The sequence below is a fragment of the Virgibacillus sp. AGTR genome (assembly GCF_016919725.2).
In the GTDB taxonomy this organism is placed as follows: Bacteria; Bacillota; Bacilli; order Bacillales; family Amphibacillaceae; genus Virgibacillus; species Virgibacillus salarius.
Window position 1 is genome coordinate 1 of sequence record NZ_JAJERH010000041.1, and the last position, 17,519, is coordinate 17,519.

Consider the following 17,519-nt stretch of genomic DNA (forward strand, 5'->3'; position numbering starts at 1 on the left):
TGGCAAACAGGAAAGGACCGGGCTGGTTTTTGCCCGGTTTTTCTTACTGTTTCATTTAGTCCCTAGCTTTACTCCTACAAGCATGTGATTCAATTGATTTACCATTTTACTTGCCTCAGGTAGGGATTCTCTTAAGTAGTATCGAATTAATTCAACAGTGTCTTTTATCAATATAGTTAAAGGCTTTTAACTAAGGAAAGAGAGATGTGTTTATGGAAAAGTATACGATTCATTCTGGATCAGCTGCTGATATCGATTTCTTATGGGAGATGCTTTATCAAGCAATATATGTTCCTGAAGGTGTGGATCGACCATCAAGAGCAATAATAAAAGATCCAGCCTTAGAGAAATATGTTCGCAATTGGGGAAGAGATGGAGATATTGCTCTGATTGCCCTGGATGAGACAGGAAACCATGTAGGCGCAATATGGACGCGCTTATTTAATGAGAAAAATCAAACCTATGGTTATATTGCTGATGATACTCCTGTGCTTAGTATGGCAGTTTTACCTGATTATAGAGGGAAAGGAATTGGCACGCTACTTCTTAATGAATTGCTGAGAAGGCTCACAATAGCTGGGTATCCTGCAGTATCATTAAGCGTTGATCCCAATAATACTGCTGTACAGCTGTACAAGCGCTTTGGTTTTATAAAAGTAGGGCTTAATGGAACGTCATGGGATATGAAAGCAGAATTACATCGTTAAGTAAAGGTTGCATGTGACATAACATACAACCTCACGCTATTTCTTTCTTATCCGCATATAACTGGTCATACCCCCCACTTCAAGCAATTGAAACTAATATTGGTTAAGTGGGGGAAAACAAAACCCCAATAGATTGAAGTTTCACTTTATAAAGAAGCTAATGACAATTCCCATGTTAACACCAATTAGAAAAGAAATGGAAAAAAGCCCTATTCCCATTCCTGTCCAGGGACCAATCGCAAATATACTAATGATGAATAATGCAAAACTGGCGAAGTTCAATAGTGTTGTAATTATATAAAGTCCTACACGATTCATGTATCTTGCTAAAAGAATGATAATGGAAGCAGTAATTAATCCTGTTAGAATAAATGGTAACCAGCCCTCTAAAAGAATTCTGAACATATGCAGTCCTCCGGAATTCGTTATTGGATCAGCCATTGCATACCATAATAATATTTTCATCAGGATCTTTTACGGCTGTAAACGCTGTTATGGGTGATGTGATTTGATAGTTCGGTTTTTCTACAAATCGAAATGCCGCTTGAATATCATCTGTATGAAAGTTGTATAATGGGTGTGGAGACGGAGTAACTTTTTGAACTTTTCCTCTAGGCCCGGCATCTAATATCAACCCCGTATGATGATTGATATCAAGCTTATAAACAGGTTGGTTTAGATGTTCTGCTTGATACTTCTGCCCTAATAAATCACAATACCATTTTACCGATCTGTGCAATTCACTAACGCTGACAAATATTGTATTAACCTGATTTTTAATGGGACTATTCACTTCACCACACTCCTTTTACATAATAGCTTAATCTTCAAAACGTACATTTCTATCCCACACATAGCTACAGTAGTAAGCCCCCATCAGGCATTTAAGTCATACCTTTGTGATACTAACAATCAGTGGGGATAACAAAACTCCCACTGATTGAAGTTTTACTTGTAATAATTTTTTCTATTCTGATTTTATAAGAAAATAATTCAATTGTCGATGAAATAATGGAAATGCTTAAAGGAATTCTTTGATTTAAATCGAATACTATTAATAGGTATTTAGGTCAGGAGGAACGTAACGTGCCAAGTTATTCTTCAGAAATGGATGAAGTGCTATTTTATATAAAAAGGCATATTGATGAAGACCTATCGCTTGCTCGATTAGCACGCTATGCAGCTTACAGTCCTTATCATTTTTCCCGTATCTTCAAAGCATATGTTGGTTTGCCCCCTCATTATTACGTTGCTTCTATTCGTTTACAGAAGGCAAAGGATTTATTGTTAAAGACAAACTTAAGTATCCGTGACATCGGTATGGAGATCGGCCAGCAAAGTCTTGGTACCTTTACAACAAGGTTTTCAAACCGGGTAGGTATGTCACCATCTGCGTTTCGTCATTCACCACAGGTAGTGAACAAGCATTTGACATCCTTGAATCAACTGGCGACATGGAAACAAACAAGCATTGTTAAAAAAGCACATAACTATGTTACAGGAACAATTGATGCAGAAGTTCCGTTCAGTGGAGTTATTTTAATAGGATTGTTTCCGAAGCCAATTCCAGAGGGAATGCCGAAATATGGTACACTACTGTCGACATTAGGTGAATTTTCATTTTCTAATGTGAAGCCAGGTCGTTACTATTTAATGGCAACTGCGGTAACTTGGGATTCGCAGGCAACAGATATTTTGCTCCCACACACTACACTAAGAGCTAAAATCCATCATCCAATTGTAGTGCAACCTCGTTCATCTGTACCACACCTGTATGTAACACTTCGTGCACCACGTTTAAATGATCCGCCTATATTAGTTTCCTTGCCCGTGCTAATGAATAATTTCCTGCGTCAGCAAGGTTAAAGTTCAAGATTGGAAGCTGGACTTTATTCTTCTAATACAAATTATGGAAATCGATAAGTTGCTGATAAGACTAGAGTAAGAGAATGGTGATGAGGTTGGAACATAACTAAAGTGGTTTTTTCTGTATCGCCTTGTTAGCTGTTAAAGTAGCAGTTGGTAGGCTCGATGTGGTATTCTTTCATTATACGAATAGGGTACATTTTCTATAGGATACTAATTCGAACGGAACGATATAATAGTAATATTTCTATAAGCATAGACAACAATAGAAATACACCCAAAGCTGGTATACCGTTACATAACAGGATTTCCTTACTCCTATAACTAAGGAAGGAGGTTTTCATGATGGATAAACCTTTATTTGATATTCCGCATCAAACCTATTCTATGCTCAGTCAAGCGGAGCGCTATTTATTGGAATTTATACACCAACATCTTGACGAGATAGCTACCATGTCAATTGTTACGTTAAGTGAAAGAGCAAATGTGTCTACAGCTACGATTGTCAGACTGATGAAGAAAATAGGCTATAACGGCTATACATCTTTTAAATATCGTTTAAAACAGGACAAGAAAATGGAGGACACCCATGATTGGCTTGGAAATATTGACGACGATATTAAACAGGTAATTAAGAAAAATGAGGAAGAGGTTACGAAAACCATCCAGCTACAAAGCATTGGTCAAATTGAAGATGCCGTCCAAAAAATATTTAATGCAGAACGAGTCTATATTTTTAGCCGTGGCTTTTCAGAAATGATTGCAAAAGAAATGATGGTAAAATTACAGGCTTTAGATAAAATATGTGAAACACATGAAGACCCTAATATCATTCGTGTGAAGTCTCGTAAAGTAGGAAAAAATGATATAGCTATTTTTGTATCGTTAAATGGTGAAACACCTGAGCTTGTGGAGGCATGCCAAAACTTAAATATGAGACAAGTAACAACGATTACACTAACTACCAAGGTTGACTCGTCACTTAGTAGATTATCTGATATGACTCTATTAGGGTATAAAACAGATCATTCCCTTTTTCCAGAATATGAAGTTCGTTCAAGACTTTCACTTAATGTAATAGCTAGAATACTTCTTGATTCTTACGTAATCCGTACAAAAAAATAAATGCAGTTCTGTGATAATCCGATATTGATTATTCTTCTAAGGAGCATTCCGTTAATTATTGGGAAACATCCTTTTTTCTGAATATCGTCTGAGGCTAGGATAAAAAAACAATTTCTTTACTCAAAATACGAATAATCATGTAATCCCACATATAACTGGTAGTAAGACCCCGACTTCAAGCAATAAAGACAAACCAAAATTGGTAAGTGTGGGAATGACTGCATTAAATGTCCGATTGGTTCAAGGACTTTTAGGGCATACCCTTGTGGTACTAACAATTAGTGTGGGATAGACAAAACGCCCATATTTATACACAGGCTCAAATTTTATATTTTCCTAAATCGCTAAAAGGCGAATGATAATTATTATCAAATAATTATCGTTCGTCTTTTATTGCTTCTTCATTCCTTTTTTAGCTTTTTTCCCCGCATATAACTGCCAGTAAGACCCCTGCTGCTAAGTAGTTTCACTTAATATTTTCACAACGCCATAGTGGCAAGCAGCTTCATTAACGCTACTAAAATTTACTAGGTTTGTCATACCTTCGCATCCTTTCACTGCAAAGGTTTACATAAGCTGAAAACATTTACATAAATGAATATGAGATACTTTACTTAACAACAAAGAAAGAGGGTGAAGCTGTGATTTATACCTGTACAATGAACACAGCTATTGATTTATACGTAGCCATAGACAACTTGAAACCAAATAGAGTAAATCGTACGTTTGATGAAGATTATCAAGCAAATGGAAAAGGCGTCAATGTTTCTATTATGCTTCAAAAAATGGGAATAGAAAATACAGCATTAGGATTTATCGGTGGATTTACAGGTAAATTTATTGAAGAAGAATTAACTAAGCAAGGGATTAACAGTGATTTCATCAATGTGGATGGAATAACACGAATTAATGTGTTTGTAAATGCCGATGAGGAATATAAAATTGTCAATCAAGGTCCAGAAGTTGGGCAAAAAGATGTTGATAACTTACTACAAAAAATAAAGGCTATTCCAAAGGGAAGTATATTAATCGTTTCAGGAAGCTTACCTAGGGGAGTAGAGGAGAGTATTCTTGTAGATATAGCCAAAATCTGTGCTGAAAATGACGTTAACCTTGTAATTGATTCAAGCTCATCTATTGTATTAGAAACTCTTCCGTATCGTCCTTATTTATTGAAGCCAAATGAAGAAGAGCTTGCTCATTTAGTTGGAAAAGATATGCCGTTATCAGAGCAAGAAATAATCGTTTATGGTAAGGAGCTCTTATATAAGGGAGCTAAAAACGTCATTATATCTAGAGGAGGAAATGGAGCAATTTTCTTAAATGACAATCATTTAGTAAACGTTAGTTCACCAGTTGGAGAAGTAGTAAATACGGCATGCTCTGGAGACTCTTTGCTCGCCGCGTTTATTGCAAAAACAATGGAAAACGCTCCATTAGATGTAACGTTAAAATATGCAGTTGCTACTGGAGCATCTACAGCTTTTTCTAAAGGTCTTAGTGACTTATCAAATATAGCAGAACTTATGAAGCAAGTTTCCATCACTAATAATAGGGGGGATTAAGTATGGTTAAAAAGAAAATTGTTGCAGCTACAGGTTGTCCAACAGGTATTGCACATACATTTATGGCTGCAGAAGCGCTTAAAAAAGCTGCAGAAAAAATGGGTGTGGAGATTAAAGTGGAAACACATGGTCAGGTTGGTGTTGAAAATGCCTTATCTCCTGAGGAAATAAAGGAAGCAGATGGTGTTATTATTGCTGCAGATAAGGATGTACAGGCGTATCGATTTCATGGAAAGCCCTTAGTCGATGTACCAGTTTCGAAAGGCATTCGTTCTCCAGAAGAACTTATTAATCAAATAGTTAATCAAGAAGCTTCTACTTATTATGACTCAGATTATCAAGAGTCAGGTAATGAGGCAGATAAAATGGAAGTCGATGAGAGGGATCAGGCTACCAAGCAAAATAGACGATGGGTTCATTCAATATATAAGCACTTAATGAATGGCGTATCACACATGCTCCCATTTGTTGTAGGGGGTGGAGTGCTCATTGCAGTTTCCTTCCTGTTCGGTATCTATTCGGCTGACCCGGACCATGAGCAGTACAATGAATTTGCAGCATTGCTAAATCAAGTTGGTGGATTAGGTTTTAGTTTAATGGTGCCGATATTGGCAGCTTTTATTGCCGAATCCATTTCTAAAAGGCCGGGGATGGTTGTTGGCTTCATTGGTGGGCTATTGGCAGATGAAGGTGGAGCAGGATTTTTAGGCGGAATATTAGCAGGTTTTATTGCAGGTTATATCATTATTCTCCTGCAAAAACTGTTAAAAAAGATGCCGCACTCATTGAATGGATTGAAGTCCATTTTCTTGTATCCAGTTTTGGGAATCTTTCTAATTGGTATCGTTATGACGCCAATTATCCAACCATTAACAAGTTTAAACGAAGGATTAATGGACTTCCTAGCATCCGTACAATCAACAAATCCATTACTATTAGGATTAATTGTCGGTGCAATGTGTGGATTCGATATGGGCGGACCGTTTAATAAGGCGGCATATGTTACTGGGACACTATTATTATCCGAAGGAAATCTGTATTTTATGGCAGGGGTATCAGCAGCATGTATTGCACCACCGCTAATTATTGCTTTTGCTACAGTTATTTTTCCCAAATATTTTACAAAAGAGGAACGAAACGCTGGAGCTGTCAACTTTATATTAGGATCGACGCACATTACAGAGGGGGCTATCCCCTTTGCAGCTAAGAGCCCTTTAATTGTTCTGCCGATTATTATGTTCGGCTCCTCCATAGCAGCGATCATGACTTACATGTTCGGCGTTCAAGTGCCAGCGCCGCATGGTGGGTTTTTAGTCCTTCCAGTTGTTACAGGAGCTTTCCAATGGGTTTTATCTATTTTAGTAGGTTCACTAATTGGTGCTTTCCTATATGGTCTATATCGAAAAAAAGCAGCACACAATAAGCCAATGAGGAGTGATCAGTATGAAACATTTAATTAATAAAGATTTTATTCTGCTTCAGGCGACAGCTTCTTCGCAGCAAGGTGTATTTCAAGCGATTGCTGACATTGCAAAAAAACATGGGATCGCCAGTTCAGCAGAAGCGATTATCGAAGGTTTAAAACAAAGAGAATTACAAAGTACAACTGGGTTCCAGGATGGTTTTGCAATCCCCCACACGCAGACGGAAGCGGTAGTGAAACCAGCGATTATTATTGTTCGCACAGAAACTGGTATTGAATGGGAATCTTTTGACGGTCAACCAGCATTCTTCTTTTTATCCCTGTTAATACCTAAATCAGAAGCTGGTTCAACCCATCTACAGGCATTATCTGCCTTATCACGCGCGTTGATGGATGAAGAAGTTAGACAATCGATGCTTGATGCAACAACAAACGAGCAGCTAGCAAATATTGTAGCAACTGCTATTTCAGGAGGAGAGATATAAAATGGGAATTATATCAACTACACCATTGTTAAACCAAGCTAAAAAGGGAAAATACGGAATTGTAGCGTTCAATGTCCATTCATTTGATAGTATTTACTGGGTACTAGAAGCGGCTGCAGAAATGAGATCACCAGTTATATTGCAAACAACTGTTGGTACGGTAAAATCACTCGGTGCAGAAAACATTGTGAAAGTTGTTAAGGCAGCCTCCGAATATTATCATGTTCCTACTGGCTTACACTTAGATCATTGTACTGATTATGAAGTGATTAAGCAGGCAATTCGAGCTGGTTATTCCTCAGTAATGATTGATGCCTCTATGCATCCATTTGCGGAAAATGTCCGCAGAACACAGGAGGTAATGGATTTAGCAGATTCACTTGGTGTAAATGTAGAGGCAGAGCTAGGGAAAGTAGGTGGAGTAGAGGATAATATTGTTGTATCAGAAGAAGATGCACAAAAAGCAGTTCCAACAGAATGTAAGGAATTTGTTCAAATGACAGGTGTACCTACACTAGCTCCGGCGATTGGAACTGCGCATGGTATTTATAAAGGTGAACCAAATATTGATTTTTCAAGGATTGAACAGATTGGTGAATTGGTAGATACTCCATTAGTATTGCATGGGGGATCTGCTGTACCAGAGGAAGATGTTCGGAAGTGTGTTTCACTAGGAATGGCTAAAGTAAATGTATCTACAGAATTAAAAAATGCATATTCCGAAGCAATAAGACAGCATTTTATAGAGGAACCAGAAAGTTTGGATCCACGAGCCTACTTACAAAAAGCAAAAGAAGCTGCAAAAGCTATGGTTGCTTCCAAAATACGGATGGTAGGAAGTGAAGGAAAAGTAGTTCCTTCTATTATTGAAGCATAAATTGACAAGATAGGGGATGTCTATTAAGGCAGTCCCCTATCATTTAGCTTCAATGATGAAAGGGGGAAAATAGGATGCAGTTGATTGCTATAGATTTGGATGGGACGCTTCTCTCCGAAAATGGAACGATTTCTGATGAGAATGTGCAGGCCATTCATGAGGTCCAAAGGAAAGATGACATTGTCGTGATTTCGTCTGGACGTTCGGTTCATGATACAAAAGAGATTCTTAGGCGTGCTGCTATAGATTGTCCAATTATTGCAGGTAATGGTGCAAAAGCATATGATAATGATAAACTTCTGTATCACTTATTCCTAACAAGTGATGTTATAGGTGACCTCATCGAGATACTTAAACAGCAATTAGTCTATTTTGAAATATACACGAAAGGTGGGATTTTAGTAGAAAGCCAAATTAGTGGGATCCTTGAACGAGAAAAAAGAGGAATACAGGATTTAGACGTAGCAATCGATTGGGTAGATCATATCATTGATATGCAAAACAGGCAGCACGGCTTACTACATGTTTCTAATTATAATGAAATCGATTATACGGATTTAGAGGTATATAAATTATTTGTTCTTTCTTTCGAAAAGCCAAAAAGGAATATACTCCAAAGTATTCTGAAAAATAGAAATGATATATCCATAACATCCTCAGGTAAACAAAAGATAGAAATAGCTCATCCTAATGCGAATAAGGGCTATGGCTTAAAGCAGATGGCAGATTATTTTAATATTCCCTTAAAGCATACAGTGGCAATAGGAGATAATTATAATGACGTACCTATGTTTTCTATTGCTGGAATGTGTATCGCGATGGAAAATGCTGAGGATGAAGTGAAACAACATGCCACCTACATTACGAAGCATCATGAAAACAATGGAGTCGGCTATGCCTTAAGGAAGTATATCTTAGAGGAATAGAAAATGCGAAAGGGGCAGGGGTAACACTTAATGCTCACTTCTAACGACTAAAATACGAGGCAAGAAAGTTTAAAAGAAAGTATCTATGTACCACTAAAAGGCGTTTATTAAAAACATGGAAATGATATAGAACAAAAAAGCTGAACGAATCTGAATATTCATTAAACCATTTCGAATATCGTTCAGCTTTTTGCTTCTTTCGTTTACTTTGGCATAGCTCATTTTTATTCCACATTTAACTGGCAGTAATATCCCTGCTGATTGAAGTTTTACTTTATGCTTCCGTTTTGACAGGCTTTTTCTTTTCTTTTTGACCCAATAATACCTTCTTTGATTTTTCTCTATTTTTCTTATTACTCAATACGTATAAGATGTCATTCTCTAAAATAACGGAATTACCAGTAGGAGTAATAACCTGTTTATCACGGATAATACCGATAATTAATGTCTCGTCAGGAAGTTCTATATCTATTAATGATGTATTAACTGCCGGAGATTGAGAGAATATCCTGACTTCCATGATCTCCGCTTCTGTATTTCCTAGATTAATGAGTTCCATTGAAGGTTTAGTAGGATCATTTTTATAGCCGGTTAATTTTAATTTTGTAGCTAGCCATGATAATGTGCTTCCTTGAACCAAAGCTGAAATTAATACAACGAAAAATACCGCATTAAAAATTAAGTCACTGTTATCTACTTCAGCAATGATCGGATAAGTGGCTAAAACGATAGGAACAGCTCCTTTTAGCCCAGCCCATGAAATAAACAATTTTTCTTTAACATTATATTTCATGAATACCATGGAAATAAATACGGCAATCGGTCTCGCGATAAACATTAAAATGATGGAGAGAATAATACCTTGCCAAAAGACTTCCGTAAGTTGACTTGGAAAAACAAGTAGTCCGAGGAGGATAAACATGACAATTTGCATCATCCATGCAAATCCTTCGTTGAATCGTAAGATAGAGAAACGATACATTAAATCACTATTACCAACAAATACAGCCATTACATAAACAGCTAATAAGCCACTTCCGCCTAAAAAGTCCGCTAGAAAGTATGTAGCTGTAGCCATACCAATAGCTAATGTTGGATATAGGCCGGCAGTATCAAGCTTAATATTATTGATAAGCATCACGGTTAGCTTACCGAGTAATAGTCCGATTAATAAGCCAAGTCCCATTTGTATAAAGAAGCTACCAATCGTACTCCAAATGGATGTTTCGGGTATTTGAATGAGCTCAATAAAGGAAACAGTAAGGAATACCGCCATGGGATCGTTGGAACCGGATTCTGCTTCAAGTGTAGATGTCAATTTCGTATTGATATTTTTATTACCAAGAACGGAAAAAACAGCAGCTGCATCTGTAGAACCAACAATGGCCCCGAATAACATTCCTTCAAGTAAAGATAGATCAAGAATATACATAGCAGCAAAGCCTGTTAATATGGTGGTTAATAAGACTCCTAATGTAGCTAACGAGCCTGCTGCTCCAAGGACAGGCCGAACCTGTTCCCACTTTGTTTGTGTCCCACCCTCAAATAAAATAATGATTAAAGCCATAATTCCGATTAGTTGGGTAAGCTCTACATTTTCAAAGAAAACAAATTTGTTAAGGCCCATACCAATTAAGAGGAACAACACGAGGGCTGGTAAGCCCAATCGAGTGGAGAATTTGGTTGCTAATACTCCGACAATGAGCATCGCAGAAAAGAGAAAGATGAGCATTTCTAAAGATAACATGTTGAACAGTCCTTCCAAAGAACATTCTACTACTATTATTATAACGATAAATGGACGTTTTGAGAAAAATGACGACTCATCCTTTTCGGAAGATCGCCGAAAAAAGGAATAATTTAGTTACTCTTACAAAGACTATAAATGGCTTGTTTAGAAGAGTATCTCGGCAGCATAAGGATTATTACCTGTTGTAATAAGATCCTAAAGCAATACCATTCATGTATATCTCTTTTAAACGCCTTTACTAAAGCTTACGTAGAAAGGAGTTATTTTATAATGGCTGATAAGAACAATCAATTTAAGGAAAATAGTAATCATGGAGAACATCGCAACGGTCGTAAAAGTCCATTTAAGAATAGTAATTCCCACGGCGGTAACGAACCAAACGAGTATGTGGATAAGAAAAAGAGATAGATGGATGTTGGTGAGGGTGGGACATAACGAAAATGGTTCATTCTAAAGACGAACAATAAACTACGCTATTTCTGGAGTAGCCTCGTTACACGAATATATTTTTTCGATGTTCGTTTTTTCTTCGATCAAAATCCTTTTGTCCCCACCTCTTTTTTAAATTAGGAATCGTCGTGTGTTATTTTTCATGGTTCAAATTAACCATTTTTAACGATTGCTTTACAAAAAATTAATACTTACTTGATATACTTGTTGATAATGAAGCAATGATGCAGGGGGAGTTTGCTTGAAGCAGGTTATTCAAAAATGGTTCCATAATACTACGCATGTTAGCAAACGGATATTGGAAAAATTAAGCTTACGAAGTCGATTACTCATGCTGTTTATTACGTTACTATTATTTTCTATGATAGCAGTAGGAGTTATTTCATACTTAAAAGCAAAAGAAACGACGATGACTTCGATTGAAAATCGTCTAATACGAGAGACGGAATTAATGGGTTATATCGCGGATAATTTGAAGTTTTTATATGTCAGTGATGATGCCTATTTTAAGCAACAGTTAGAAGCGAATGTGCGGTCACAGAAATTGAAATTAGCCGATGATGGAATGACCTCTCATTATTTTTACATAGAAGGCGGACAAGCAGTCCCCTTTAAAGTTAGTAAGGGAGAATTGCCTGTTATCTCCGAACAATTAGTAAATGATATCGTAGAAAAAAATAAGGGTTTGTTTCATCGAACAATAAATGACGAGGAATATACTATAACCTTTCAAGAGATGGAAGAAATCCAAGGGATATATGTTTTGCTTGTTCCTACTGCTTCATACATGGGGCCAGTTCATGAAATGGCTTATTTTACCTTTTTTATTATTGTTGTAAGCAGTATCATTACTATCCTTTTCATCATTTTATTTGTTCGTAGTGTAATAAAGCCTTTAATGGTATTGAGAAAGACAATGGAAGCTGTAAGAAAAGGCAATCTGCAGCAGGCTCCAGCTATACAAACAACATTACCAGAGTTTATATCCCTCCATAAAAGTTATGAAACAATGATTACTCATATGCGTACCATGCTTCATGAAATACAAGATACAACGGTAGACCTTAAGAAAGCTGGTGGAGAGCTACAAGTTTCTTCAGAATTGACGTTACATTCTGGAGAACAATTAAAGGAAGCGATTCATGTGGTAAAGCAAGGTGCTGAACAGACCGCATCGAGCTCAGAGCAAAGTGTCAAGACCTTTAAGGTGATGAAGGATGATTTGGAACGAACGATTTTGACGATGAAGGGTATTTTTATTAGCTCCGATACGATGAATCAGTCTGCGCAAACGGGTGAAGTGCAAATGGAGAAGCTAATTCAAACCATTAGCACTTTCGAAAGCGATTTTGCTCACCTTACGGAAAAAATAAATAGCGTAAAAGCAAATTCACATTCCATAGCTAATCTTGTTAATATGATACAAGCAATTGCAGAACAGACAAAGCTGTTGTCGTTAAATGCGGCAATTGAAGCAGCAAGAGCAGGTGAAACTGGCAAAGGATTTGCAGTTGTAGCTAATGAAGTGCGCAAGCTAGCGGAGCAATCTTCACAAGCCGCTATTGAAATCACTAATTCTATTTCTAGCATGGAGTTAAACACAGCAGATGCCTCTGAAGCATTTGAGCAGATGTTAACGAAAACAAACAAGACATTAATGATGTCTAACGTTTCTAAGGATGCTTTTGATGCATTGCTAAAGGAAATTACGAATGTAAGTCATCAACTTAGAGGAATACAAATAGAATTACAGCGAATTGGAGATATACTCCCTAATATAGAACAAACGGCCATTCAATATTCTTCCGTATCGAGGGAAAATTTAGAGAGTGCAGAACAGATGCTGATAAGTAGTGATGAACAAGTCATTCAACTGAAAAACAATTATCAAATTGGACGCAAGCTTACAGACATATCGGATTCGCTCTCGCATCATTCGCAGCGCTTCCATGTAGAATGATGAAGTAACATGAGCTTATAAGGCTATAAAAAAGATTGAGAGATAATTGATAAAAGACGAACAATAATTAATTTAGGTTAATTATTGTTCGTCTTTTGATAGTTTAGAAAGTTACTCTTGCGGTACTCATAGTAACAGTCAGTAGGGGATAAACAAACCCCCCAACCGATTGAGCTTTCACTTTATAAATATGAAGGGGGAGGTTATATAATTGGTTTACGCAAATCGTCTAACCAAATCTTCCAGAGATATAATCTTCCGTGCGGTTATCTGCTGGATTCGTAAAAATCGTATTGGTATCATCGAATTCAACGACTTCACCGTTAAGGAAAAAGGCAGTACGATCAGATATTCTTGCGGCCTGCTGCATATTGTGTGTAACAATGATGATTGAATAATCCTTTTTCAATTCTTGGATTAATTCTTCCACTCTCAATGTTGATTTTGGATCTAATGCAGATGTTGGTTCATCCATTAAAATGACATCTGGTTCAATCGCTAAACAGCGCGCAATGCAGATCCGCTGTTGCTGTCCTCCGGAAAGCCCGTAGGCATTTTCTTTTAAACGATCCTTTACTTCATCCCAGATAGAAGCACCTCGTAAGCTCTTTTCCACGATTTCATCGAGTACTTTTTTATTGCGAATACCATGAATTTTAGGACCGTATGCGATATTATCATAGATTGATTTTGGAAATGGGTTCGGTTTTTGAAAAACCATTCCTACTCTTGTTCTCAAATCTTCCACTTTAAAAGATTTATCCAATATACTTTTTTCATTATAGGTAATTGTTCCCGAGGTACGAACGCTAGGAACAAGCTCAACCATACGATTTAATGTTTTTAGATACGTTGACTTACCACATCCAGAAGGGCCAATGATGGCAGTGACTTCTTTTTCGTAGATGGATAGGTTAATATCTTTTAAAGCATGCGTTTCTCCATACCATAGATTTAAATCGTTCGTGTCATAAACAATGTTTTTCTGGGGCATTTGTACAGTATTTTCTGAGAATGCAAGTGGTTCTTTCATTTTTGGTTTTGTTAAGGTGCTCATTCTGTTCACTCCTTATCAATATCGTTTTTGAAACTTATTGCGGATAAAAATTGCCGCTGCATTTAGTAAAAATAGTAATACTAACAAAACAATGATGGTAGCCGCAGCTAAATTCGCATACTCTTCCACTAGGGATGAATCCAACGTCCAATAGTAAATCTGCATAGGGAGGACAGTGAATTTGTCCATAATACCACCTGGAAATGGGATTAATAGAGCTGGAATCCCAATAACAACAAGGGGTGCGGTCTCGCCAATAGCCCTAGAAAGCGATAAGATAGAACCTGTAAGTATACCAGGTAATGCTGCTGGTAAGATAATATTCTTTACGGTTTGCCATTTGGTTGCTCCCATCCCATAGGATGCTTCACTAAGATGCTGAGGTACGGCACGTATAGATTCTTGCGCAGCAACAATAATGATAGGAAGTACAAGTAATGACATGGTGAGTCCGCCAGCTAAAACAATGTTTCCAAAGTCGAGCGCACGGACAAATAATGTCATACCGAGAATTCCATATACAATCGAAGGTACACCAGCTAAGTTTGCTATATTTGTTTGAATAAAGGATTGAAAACGTCCTTTGCTTGCATATAATTCAAGATAGATGGCAGTACCTACTCCCAGGAACAATGTGACAGGAATAACAACGACCATGAGCCAGAAGGTTCCTAATATTGCCCCCATAATCCCTGCTCTATCCGGAGAAGTTGATAGCTTTCCTGTTAAAAAATCCATGTTAATCCAGCTAGCACCTTGTAGTAAGACGCGGATAATTAAGATTGCTAGAACGACTAAGCCAAATAACGTTGCTGCAAAGAATAATGATTTTAATAGATTGTTTTTTAGTAAACGCGTATTCATCTTTTTCTGTACTTGTTCGATGTTGACATATTTCATGATTAATATTCCTCCCTAAATTTACGAGAGACATATCTAGCAAGTAAATTCATGATAAGTGTGAAGACAAATAGTGTCATAGCAACTGCATATAGGCTATAGTAAATGGTCGATCCAGCAGGTGCATCCCCACCTGATACTTCCACAATGTAAGCAGTCATTGTTTGCATGGATTGGGTTATATCAAAGGTGAAGTTCTTCGAGCTTCCACTTGCAATGGTTACAATCATTGTTTCGCCGATTGCTCGAGATATTCCTAAAACAAAGGATGCGATAATTCCTGAAAGCGCAGCGGGAATAACGACTAGAAATGTAACCTCTAGCTTTGTTGCACCTAATGCGAGAGCTCCTTCGCGCATAGAATTGGGAACAGAAGTCATAGCATCTTCCGATAAAGAAGCTATCATGGGGATGATCATTACTCCCATCACTAATCCAGGGCTTAAAATATTAGTTGCTTCTACACTTGGAAATATTTCTCTTATTAGTGGTGTTACGAACGTAAAAGCAAAGAATCCATACACAATAGTAGGAATCCCTGCAAGGATTTCTAAAAGTGGTTTTAACGTTCTTCTGACCCTTTCAGAAGCATATTCACTTAAGAAAACGGCTGTCATAATTCCAATCGGCCCTGCGACTAACATAGCAATGAAAGATGAAATAATAGTTCCATTGATAAGGGGAAGTACCCCGAACTCCGGATTTTGACTAAGCGGTTTTAAGACAGTCCCTGTAAAGAAATCAGCTATCGGTACACGTTTAAAGAATTCTATCGTTTCTGTTAATAGTGTAAAGACAATACCAATTGTAGTAAGAATGGAAATAGCGGCTATGGAAAAGAGGAGTACTGGGATCATCTTCTCTGTTACCTTACGCATGTTTTGTCCATTTTTATTTTTGGCAATCATGTCTCTAACTTTTGTTTTTTCGTGATTGTCTATCTCGTTGTTCGATGCCATTATTGGTGCCCTCCTTCCAGAGCGTTAAGTCACAAGAAATGAGAGCATAGCAGCTCTCATCTCTCATATCATGTGGAGTTAATTAGATTAGGTGCTTACTAGCGTTACGAGCACATCTTAAGATGAGAAAGACCGAAACCATTAGTACAGAGCACTAATGGTTTGTCCTGTTATTTAAGAGCTTCTAAATCACTGATTAAGCTCTCTGCTTCTTCATCTGGGATTGGAGCAAAACCAGTTTCACCAGCAAATTTATTTATGTTGTTCATAACGAATAGCGCGTAATCAAGTACTTGGGGCTTCTCTTTAGCGTGACCAACATTCAAATATGTGAATACTGGGCGAGTGAACCCTGCATAATCTCCATCCTCAGCAATGGTGTCTAAAGAAGGTTCAACCGGTCCGTTACCAAAATCTACGTTAACTGCTTGCAGCTTATCTTTGTTACTGTCATAATAGCCGAAGCCAAAGAACCCAATAGCGTTTTTATCTTCTGAAACTAACGTAACAAGTGTTGAATAATCTTGTTGCAAATTAATATCACTTACTAGATCTTTTTCCTCTAAAATGTTTTCATAGAAAAATTCATACGTTCCATGATTTTCGTTTGGTCCATAGGTTTGAATTTTTTCATTTGGCCAATCTGAATTAATATCTGACCAGTTTGTATATTCTCCAAGGAAAATGCCTGTGATTTGGTCTTCCGTTAATTCTGTAGCCCAATCATTATCTGGATGAGTAACGATTGTTAATCCGTCTAAGGCTACTTTTAATTCTTTAATTTCCAGCCCAAGCTCATCGGCTTTTGCTTGTTCTTCTTCTTTAATCACACGAGAAGCATCGTTAAAGTCTGTTCCGTCTTCTACAAGGAATTTTTCAAATCCAGCACTAGTTCCTGCGCGACTTACTTCTACAGATACATTTGGTTGTTCATTAACCATATATTCTTCAGCTAATCTTGACATTAAAGGATAGACTGTTCCAGATCCATCAATGACAACACTACCCTCTAGCTCTTCAGATCCGCCTTCACCTTCAGCATTTGCGTTTTCAGATGAGTCATTTTCTTTCTCTGAACTATCTCCTTCTGAATCCGACCCGCATGCTGCGATAACAACGGCAAGTGCGGCGATAAGAAAGAACATAAGGTACTTCTTGAACTTCATTAAAATTGCCTCCCCTGTTTAGCGTATATATTATTATCAAGGAGGGTTGCCCCTCTCATTTGCTAGTATAGTAGGCGATTATTAAGCTAGTATGTTATCGATGTAAATGTTTTGTAAATTAATAGAAAAATGGTCCTTTTATAACTTGCAAGAGAGAAAAATACACTGTCGTAACAGGTAAATATTAGGAGGTTTTTGGCAGGTGAGAATAGGAAGCTTATCTATTTTAAGCATTCACTTTATAGGAAATGTAGTTTAATGATAAACGGCGTTCTGCTAAGATGGAGGAAATGATAGGTAAGG

General features: G+C 37.3%; 17 protein-coding genes. 10 read left to right on the forward strand and 7 right to left on the reverse strand.

Features of this window, described 5'->3' with window-relative positions:
- The first annotated feature begins 212 nt into the window (after positions 1–212).
- Positions 213–707, forward strand: coding sequence for a GNAT family N-acetyltransferase (locus JUJ52_RS14590; RefSeq protein WP_121604055.1), 495 nt, complete (start codon positions 213–215; stop codon positions 705–707).
- Between the two features lie 141 nt (positions 708–848).
- On the opposite strand, the gene JUJ52_RS14595 is transcribed toward JUJ52_RS14590, so the two are convergent.
- Together JUJ52_RS14595 and JUJ52_RS14600 are read right to left on the reverse strand one after the other, a co-directional pair.
- Positions 849–1,112, reverse strand: a complete 264-nt coding sequence (locus tag JUJ52_RS14595) for a hypothetical protein (RefSeq protein WP_034678684.1) — start codon at positions 1,110–1,112, stop codon at positions 849–851.
- Positions 1,113–1,140: 28 nt separating this feature from the next.
- Entirely contained in the window at positions 1,141–1,500 is a 360-nt protein-coding gene (locus JUJ52_RS14600) for a VOC family protein (RefSeq protein ID WP_026680426.1), read from the reverse strand.
- A 314-nt stretch (positions 1,501–1,814) separates the two neighbouring features.
- Between JUJ52_RS14600 and JUJ52_RS14605 the strand changes: the two genes are divergently transcribed.
- The 7 genes from JUJ52_RS14605 to JUJ52_RS14635 all read left to right on the forward strand — a co-directional run bounded on the left by JUJ52_RS14605 (position 1,815) and on the right by JUJ52_RS14635 (position 8,974).
- On the forward strand, positions 1,815–2,573 hold the full coding sequence (locus JUJ52_RS14605; protein WP_255637698.1) for a helix-turn-helix transcriptional regulator: 759 nt from the start codon (positions 1,815–1,817) through the stop codon (positions 2,571–2,573).
- A 345-nt stretch (positions 2,574–2,918) separates the two neighbouring features.
- Complete coding sequence (locus JUJ52_RS14610; RefSeq protein WP_026680428.1) at positions 2,919–3,698, forward strand: MurR/RpiR family transcriptional regulator; 780 nt, start codon at positions 2,919–2,921, stop codon at positions 3,696–3,698.
- Between the two features lie 641 nt (positions 3,699–4,339).
- The gene (gene pfkB, locus JUJ52_RS14615; RefSeq protein WP_205389197.1) at positions 4,340–5,263 is read left to right on the forward strand and encodes a 1-phosphofructokinase; all 924 of its coding nucleotides are present in this window, start codon (positions 4,340–4,342) and stop codon (positions 5,261–5,263) included.
- A gap of 2 nt (positions 5,264–5,265) precedes the next feature.
- Positions 5,266–6,723 (forward strand): PTS fructose transporter subunit IIC, encoded by a 1,458-nt coding sequence (locus tag JUJ52_RS14620; protein WP_205389195.1) that lies wholly within the window; start codon positions 5,266–5,268, stop codon positions 6,721–6,723.
- Complete coding sequence (locus JUJ52_RS14625) at positions 6,707–7,171, forward strand: PTS sugar transporter subunit IIA (protein WP_205389193.1); 465 nt, start codon at positions 6,707–6,709, stop codon at positions 7,169–7,171. The genes JUJ52_RS14620 and JUJ52_RS14625 overlap by 17 nt, the downstream gene beginning before the upstream one ends.
- A gap of 1 nt (position 7,172) precedes the next feature.
- Positions 7,173–8,048, forward strand: a complete 876-nt coding sequence (locus JUJ52_RS14630) for a class II fructose-bisphosphate aldolase (RefSeq protein WP_026680432.1) — start codon at positions 7,173–7,175, stop codon at positions 8,046–8,048.
- Positions 8,049–8,122: 74 nt separating this feature from the next.
- Complete coding sequence (locus JUJ52_RS14635) at positions 8,123–8,974, forward strand: Cof-type HAD-IIB family hydrolase (protein ID WP_026680433.1); 852 nt, start codon at positions 8,123–8,125, stop codon at positions 8,972–8,974.
- Between the two features lie 274 nt (positions 8,975–9,248).
- Here JUJ52_RS14635 and JUJ52_RS14640 read toward each other — a convergent pair whose 3' ends face one another.
- Complete coding sequence (locus JUJ52_RS14640; protein ID WP_026680434.1) at positions 9,249–10,721, reverse strand: potassium/proton antiporter; 1,473 nt, start codon at positions 10,719–10,721, stop codon at positions 9,249–9,251.
- 273 nt (positions 10,722–10,994) lie between these two features.
- Between JUJ52_RS14640 and JUJ52_RS14645 the strand changes: the two genes are divergently transcribed.
- Both JUJ52_RS14645 and JUJ52_RS14650 read left to right on the forward strand, forming a co-directional pair.
- On the forward strand, positions 10,995–11,132 hold the full coding sequence (locus tag JUJ52_RS14645; protein ID WP_162986316.1) for a hypothetical protein: 138 nt from the start codon (positions 10,995–10,997) through the stop codon (positions 11,130–11,132).
- Positions 11,133–11,415: 283 nt separating this feature from the next.
- On the forward strand, positions 11,416–13,134 hold the full coding sequence (locus JUJ52_RS14650) for a methyl-accepting chemotaxis protein (protein ID WP_226983569.1): 1,719 nt from the start codon (positions 11,416–11,418) through the stop codon (positions 13,132–13,134).
- A 229-nt stretch (positions 13,135–13,363) separates the two neighbouring features.
- Here JUJ52_RS14650 and pstB read toward each other — a convergent pair whose 3' ends face one another.
- The 4 genes from pstB to JUJ52_RS14670 form a co-directional block, all read right to left on the reverse strand.
- On the reverse strand, positions 13,364–14,167 hold the full coding sequence (gene pstB, locus JUJ52_RS14655) for a phosphate ABC transporter ATP-binding protein PstB (protein WP_226983633.1): 804 nt from the start codon (positions 14,165–14,167) through the stop codon (positions 13,364–13,366).
- A gap of 39 nt (positions 14,168–14,206) precedes the next feature.
- Positions 14,207–15,091: a phosphate ABC transporter permease PstA gene (gene pstA / locus JUJ52_RS14660; RefSeq protein WP_026680437.1), complete on the reverse strand. Its 885-nt coding sequence runs from the start codon at positions 15,089–15,091 to the stop codon at positions 14,207–14,209.
- Positions 15,092–15,093: 2 nt separating this feature from the next.
- Entirely contained in the window at positions 15,094–16,050 is a 957-nt protein-coding gene (pstC, locus tag JUJ52_RS14665) for a phosphate ABC transporter permease subunit PstC (protein ID WP_205389192.1), read from the reverse strand.
- Positions 16,051–16,220: 170 nt separating this feature from the next.
- Positions 16,221–17,216 (reverse strand): PstS family phosphate ABC transporter substrate-binding protein, encoded by a 996-nt coding sequence (locus JUJ52_RS14670; RefSeq protein ID WP_026680439.1) that lies wholly within the window; start codon positions 17,214–17,216, stop codon positions 16,221–16,223.
- Positions 17,217–17,519: the final 303 nt, after the last annotated feature.

Bases quoted from the DNA above. Each gene is read 5' to 3' on its own strand.
- pstA (WP_026680437.1), bottom strand. From the start codon at position 15,091: ATGAAATATGTCAACATCGAACAAGTACAGAAAAAGATGAATACGCGT.
- JUJ52_RS14645 (WP_162986316.1), top strand. From the start codon at position 10,995: ATGGCTGATAAGAACAATCAATTTAAGGAAAATAGTAATCATGGAGAA.
- JUJ52_RS14635 (WP_026680433.1), top strand. From the start codon at position 8,123: ATGCAGTTGATTGCTATAGATTTGGATGGGACGCTTCTCTCCGAAAAT.
- JUJ52_RS14630 (WP_026680432.1), top strand. From the start codon at position 7,173: ATGGGAATTATATCAACTACACCATTGTTAAACCAAGCTAAAAAGGGA.
- pstB (WP_226983633.1), bottom strand. From the start codon at position 14,167: ATGAAAGAACCACTTGCATTCTCAGAAAATACTGTACAAATGCCCCAG.
- JUJ52_RS14640 (WP_026680434.1), bottom strand. From the start codon at position 10,721: ATGTTATCTTTAGAAATGCTCATCTTTCTCTTTTCTGCGATGCTCATT.
- JUJ52_RS14625 (WP_205389193.1), top strand. From the start codon at position 6,707: ATGAAACATTTAATTAATAAAGATTTTATTCTGCTTCAGGCGACAGCT.
- pstC (WP_205389192.1), bottom strand. From the start codon at position 16,050: ATGGCATCGAACAACGAGATAGACAATCACGAAAAAACAAAAGTTAGA.
- JUJ52_RS14610 (WP_026680428.1), top strand. From the start codon at position 2,919: ATGGATAAACCTTTATTTGATATTCCGCATCAAACCTATTCTATGCTC.
- JUJ52_RS14670 (WP_026680439.1), bottom strand. From the start codon at position 17,216: ATGAAGTTCAAGAAGTACCTTATGTTCTTTCTTATCGCCGCACTTGCC.
- JUJ52_RS14590 (WP_121604055.1), top strand. From the start codon at position 213: ATGGAAAAGTATACGATTCATTCTGGATCAGCTGCTGATATCGATTTC.
- JUJ52_RS14595 (WP_034678684.1), bottom strand. From the start codon at position 1,112: ATGTTCAGAATTCTTTTAGAGGGCTGGTTACCATTTATTCTAACAGGA.
- JUJ52_RS14620 (WP_205389195.1), top strand. From the start codon at position 5,266: ATGGTTAAAAAGAAAATTGTTGCAGCTACAGGTTGTCCAACAGGTATT.
- JUJ52_RS14605 (WP_255637698.1), top strand. From the start codon at position 1,815: ATGGATGAAGTGCTATTTTATATAAAAAGGCATATTGATGAAGACCTA.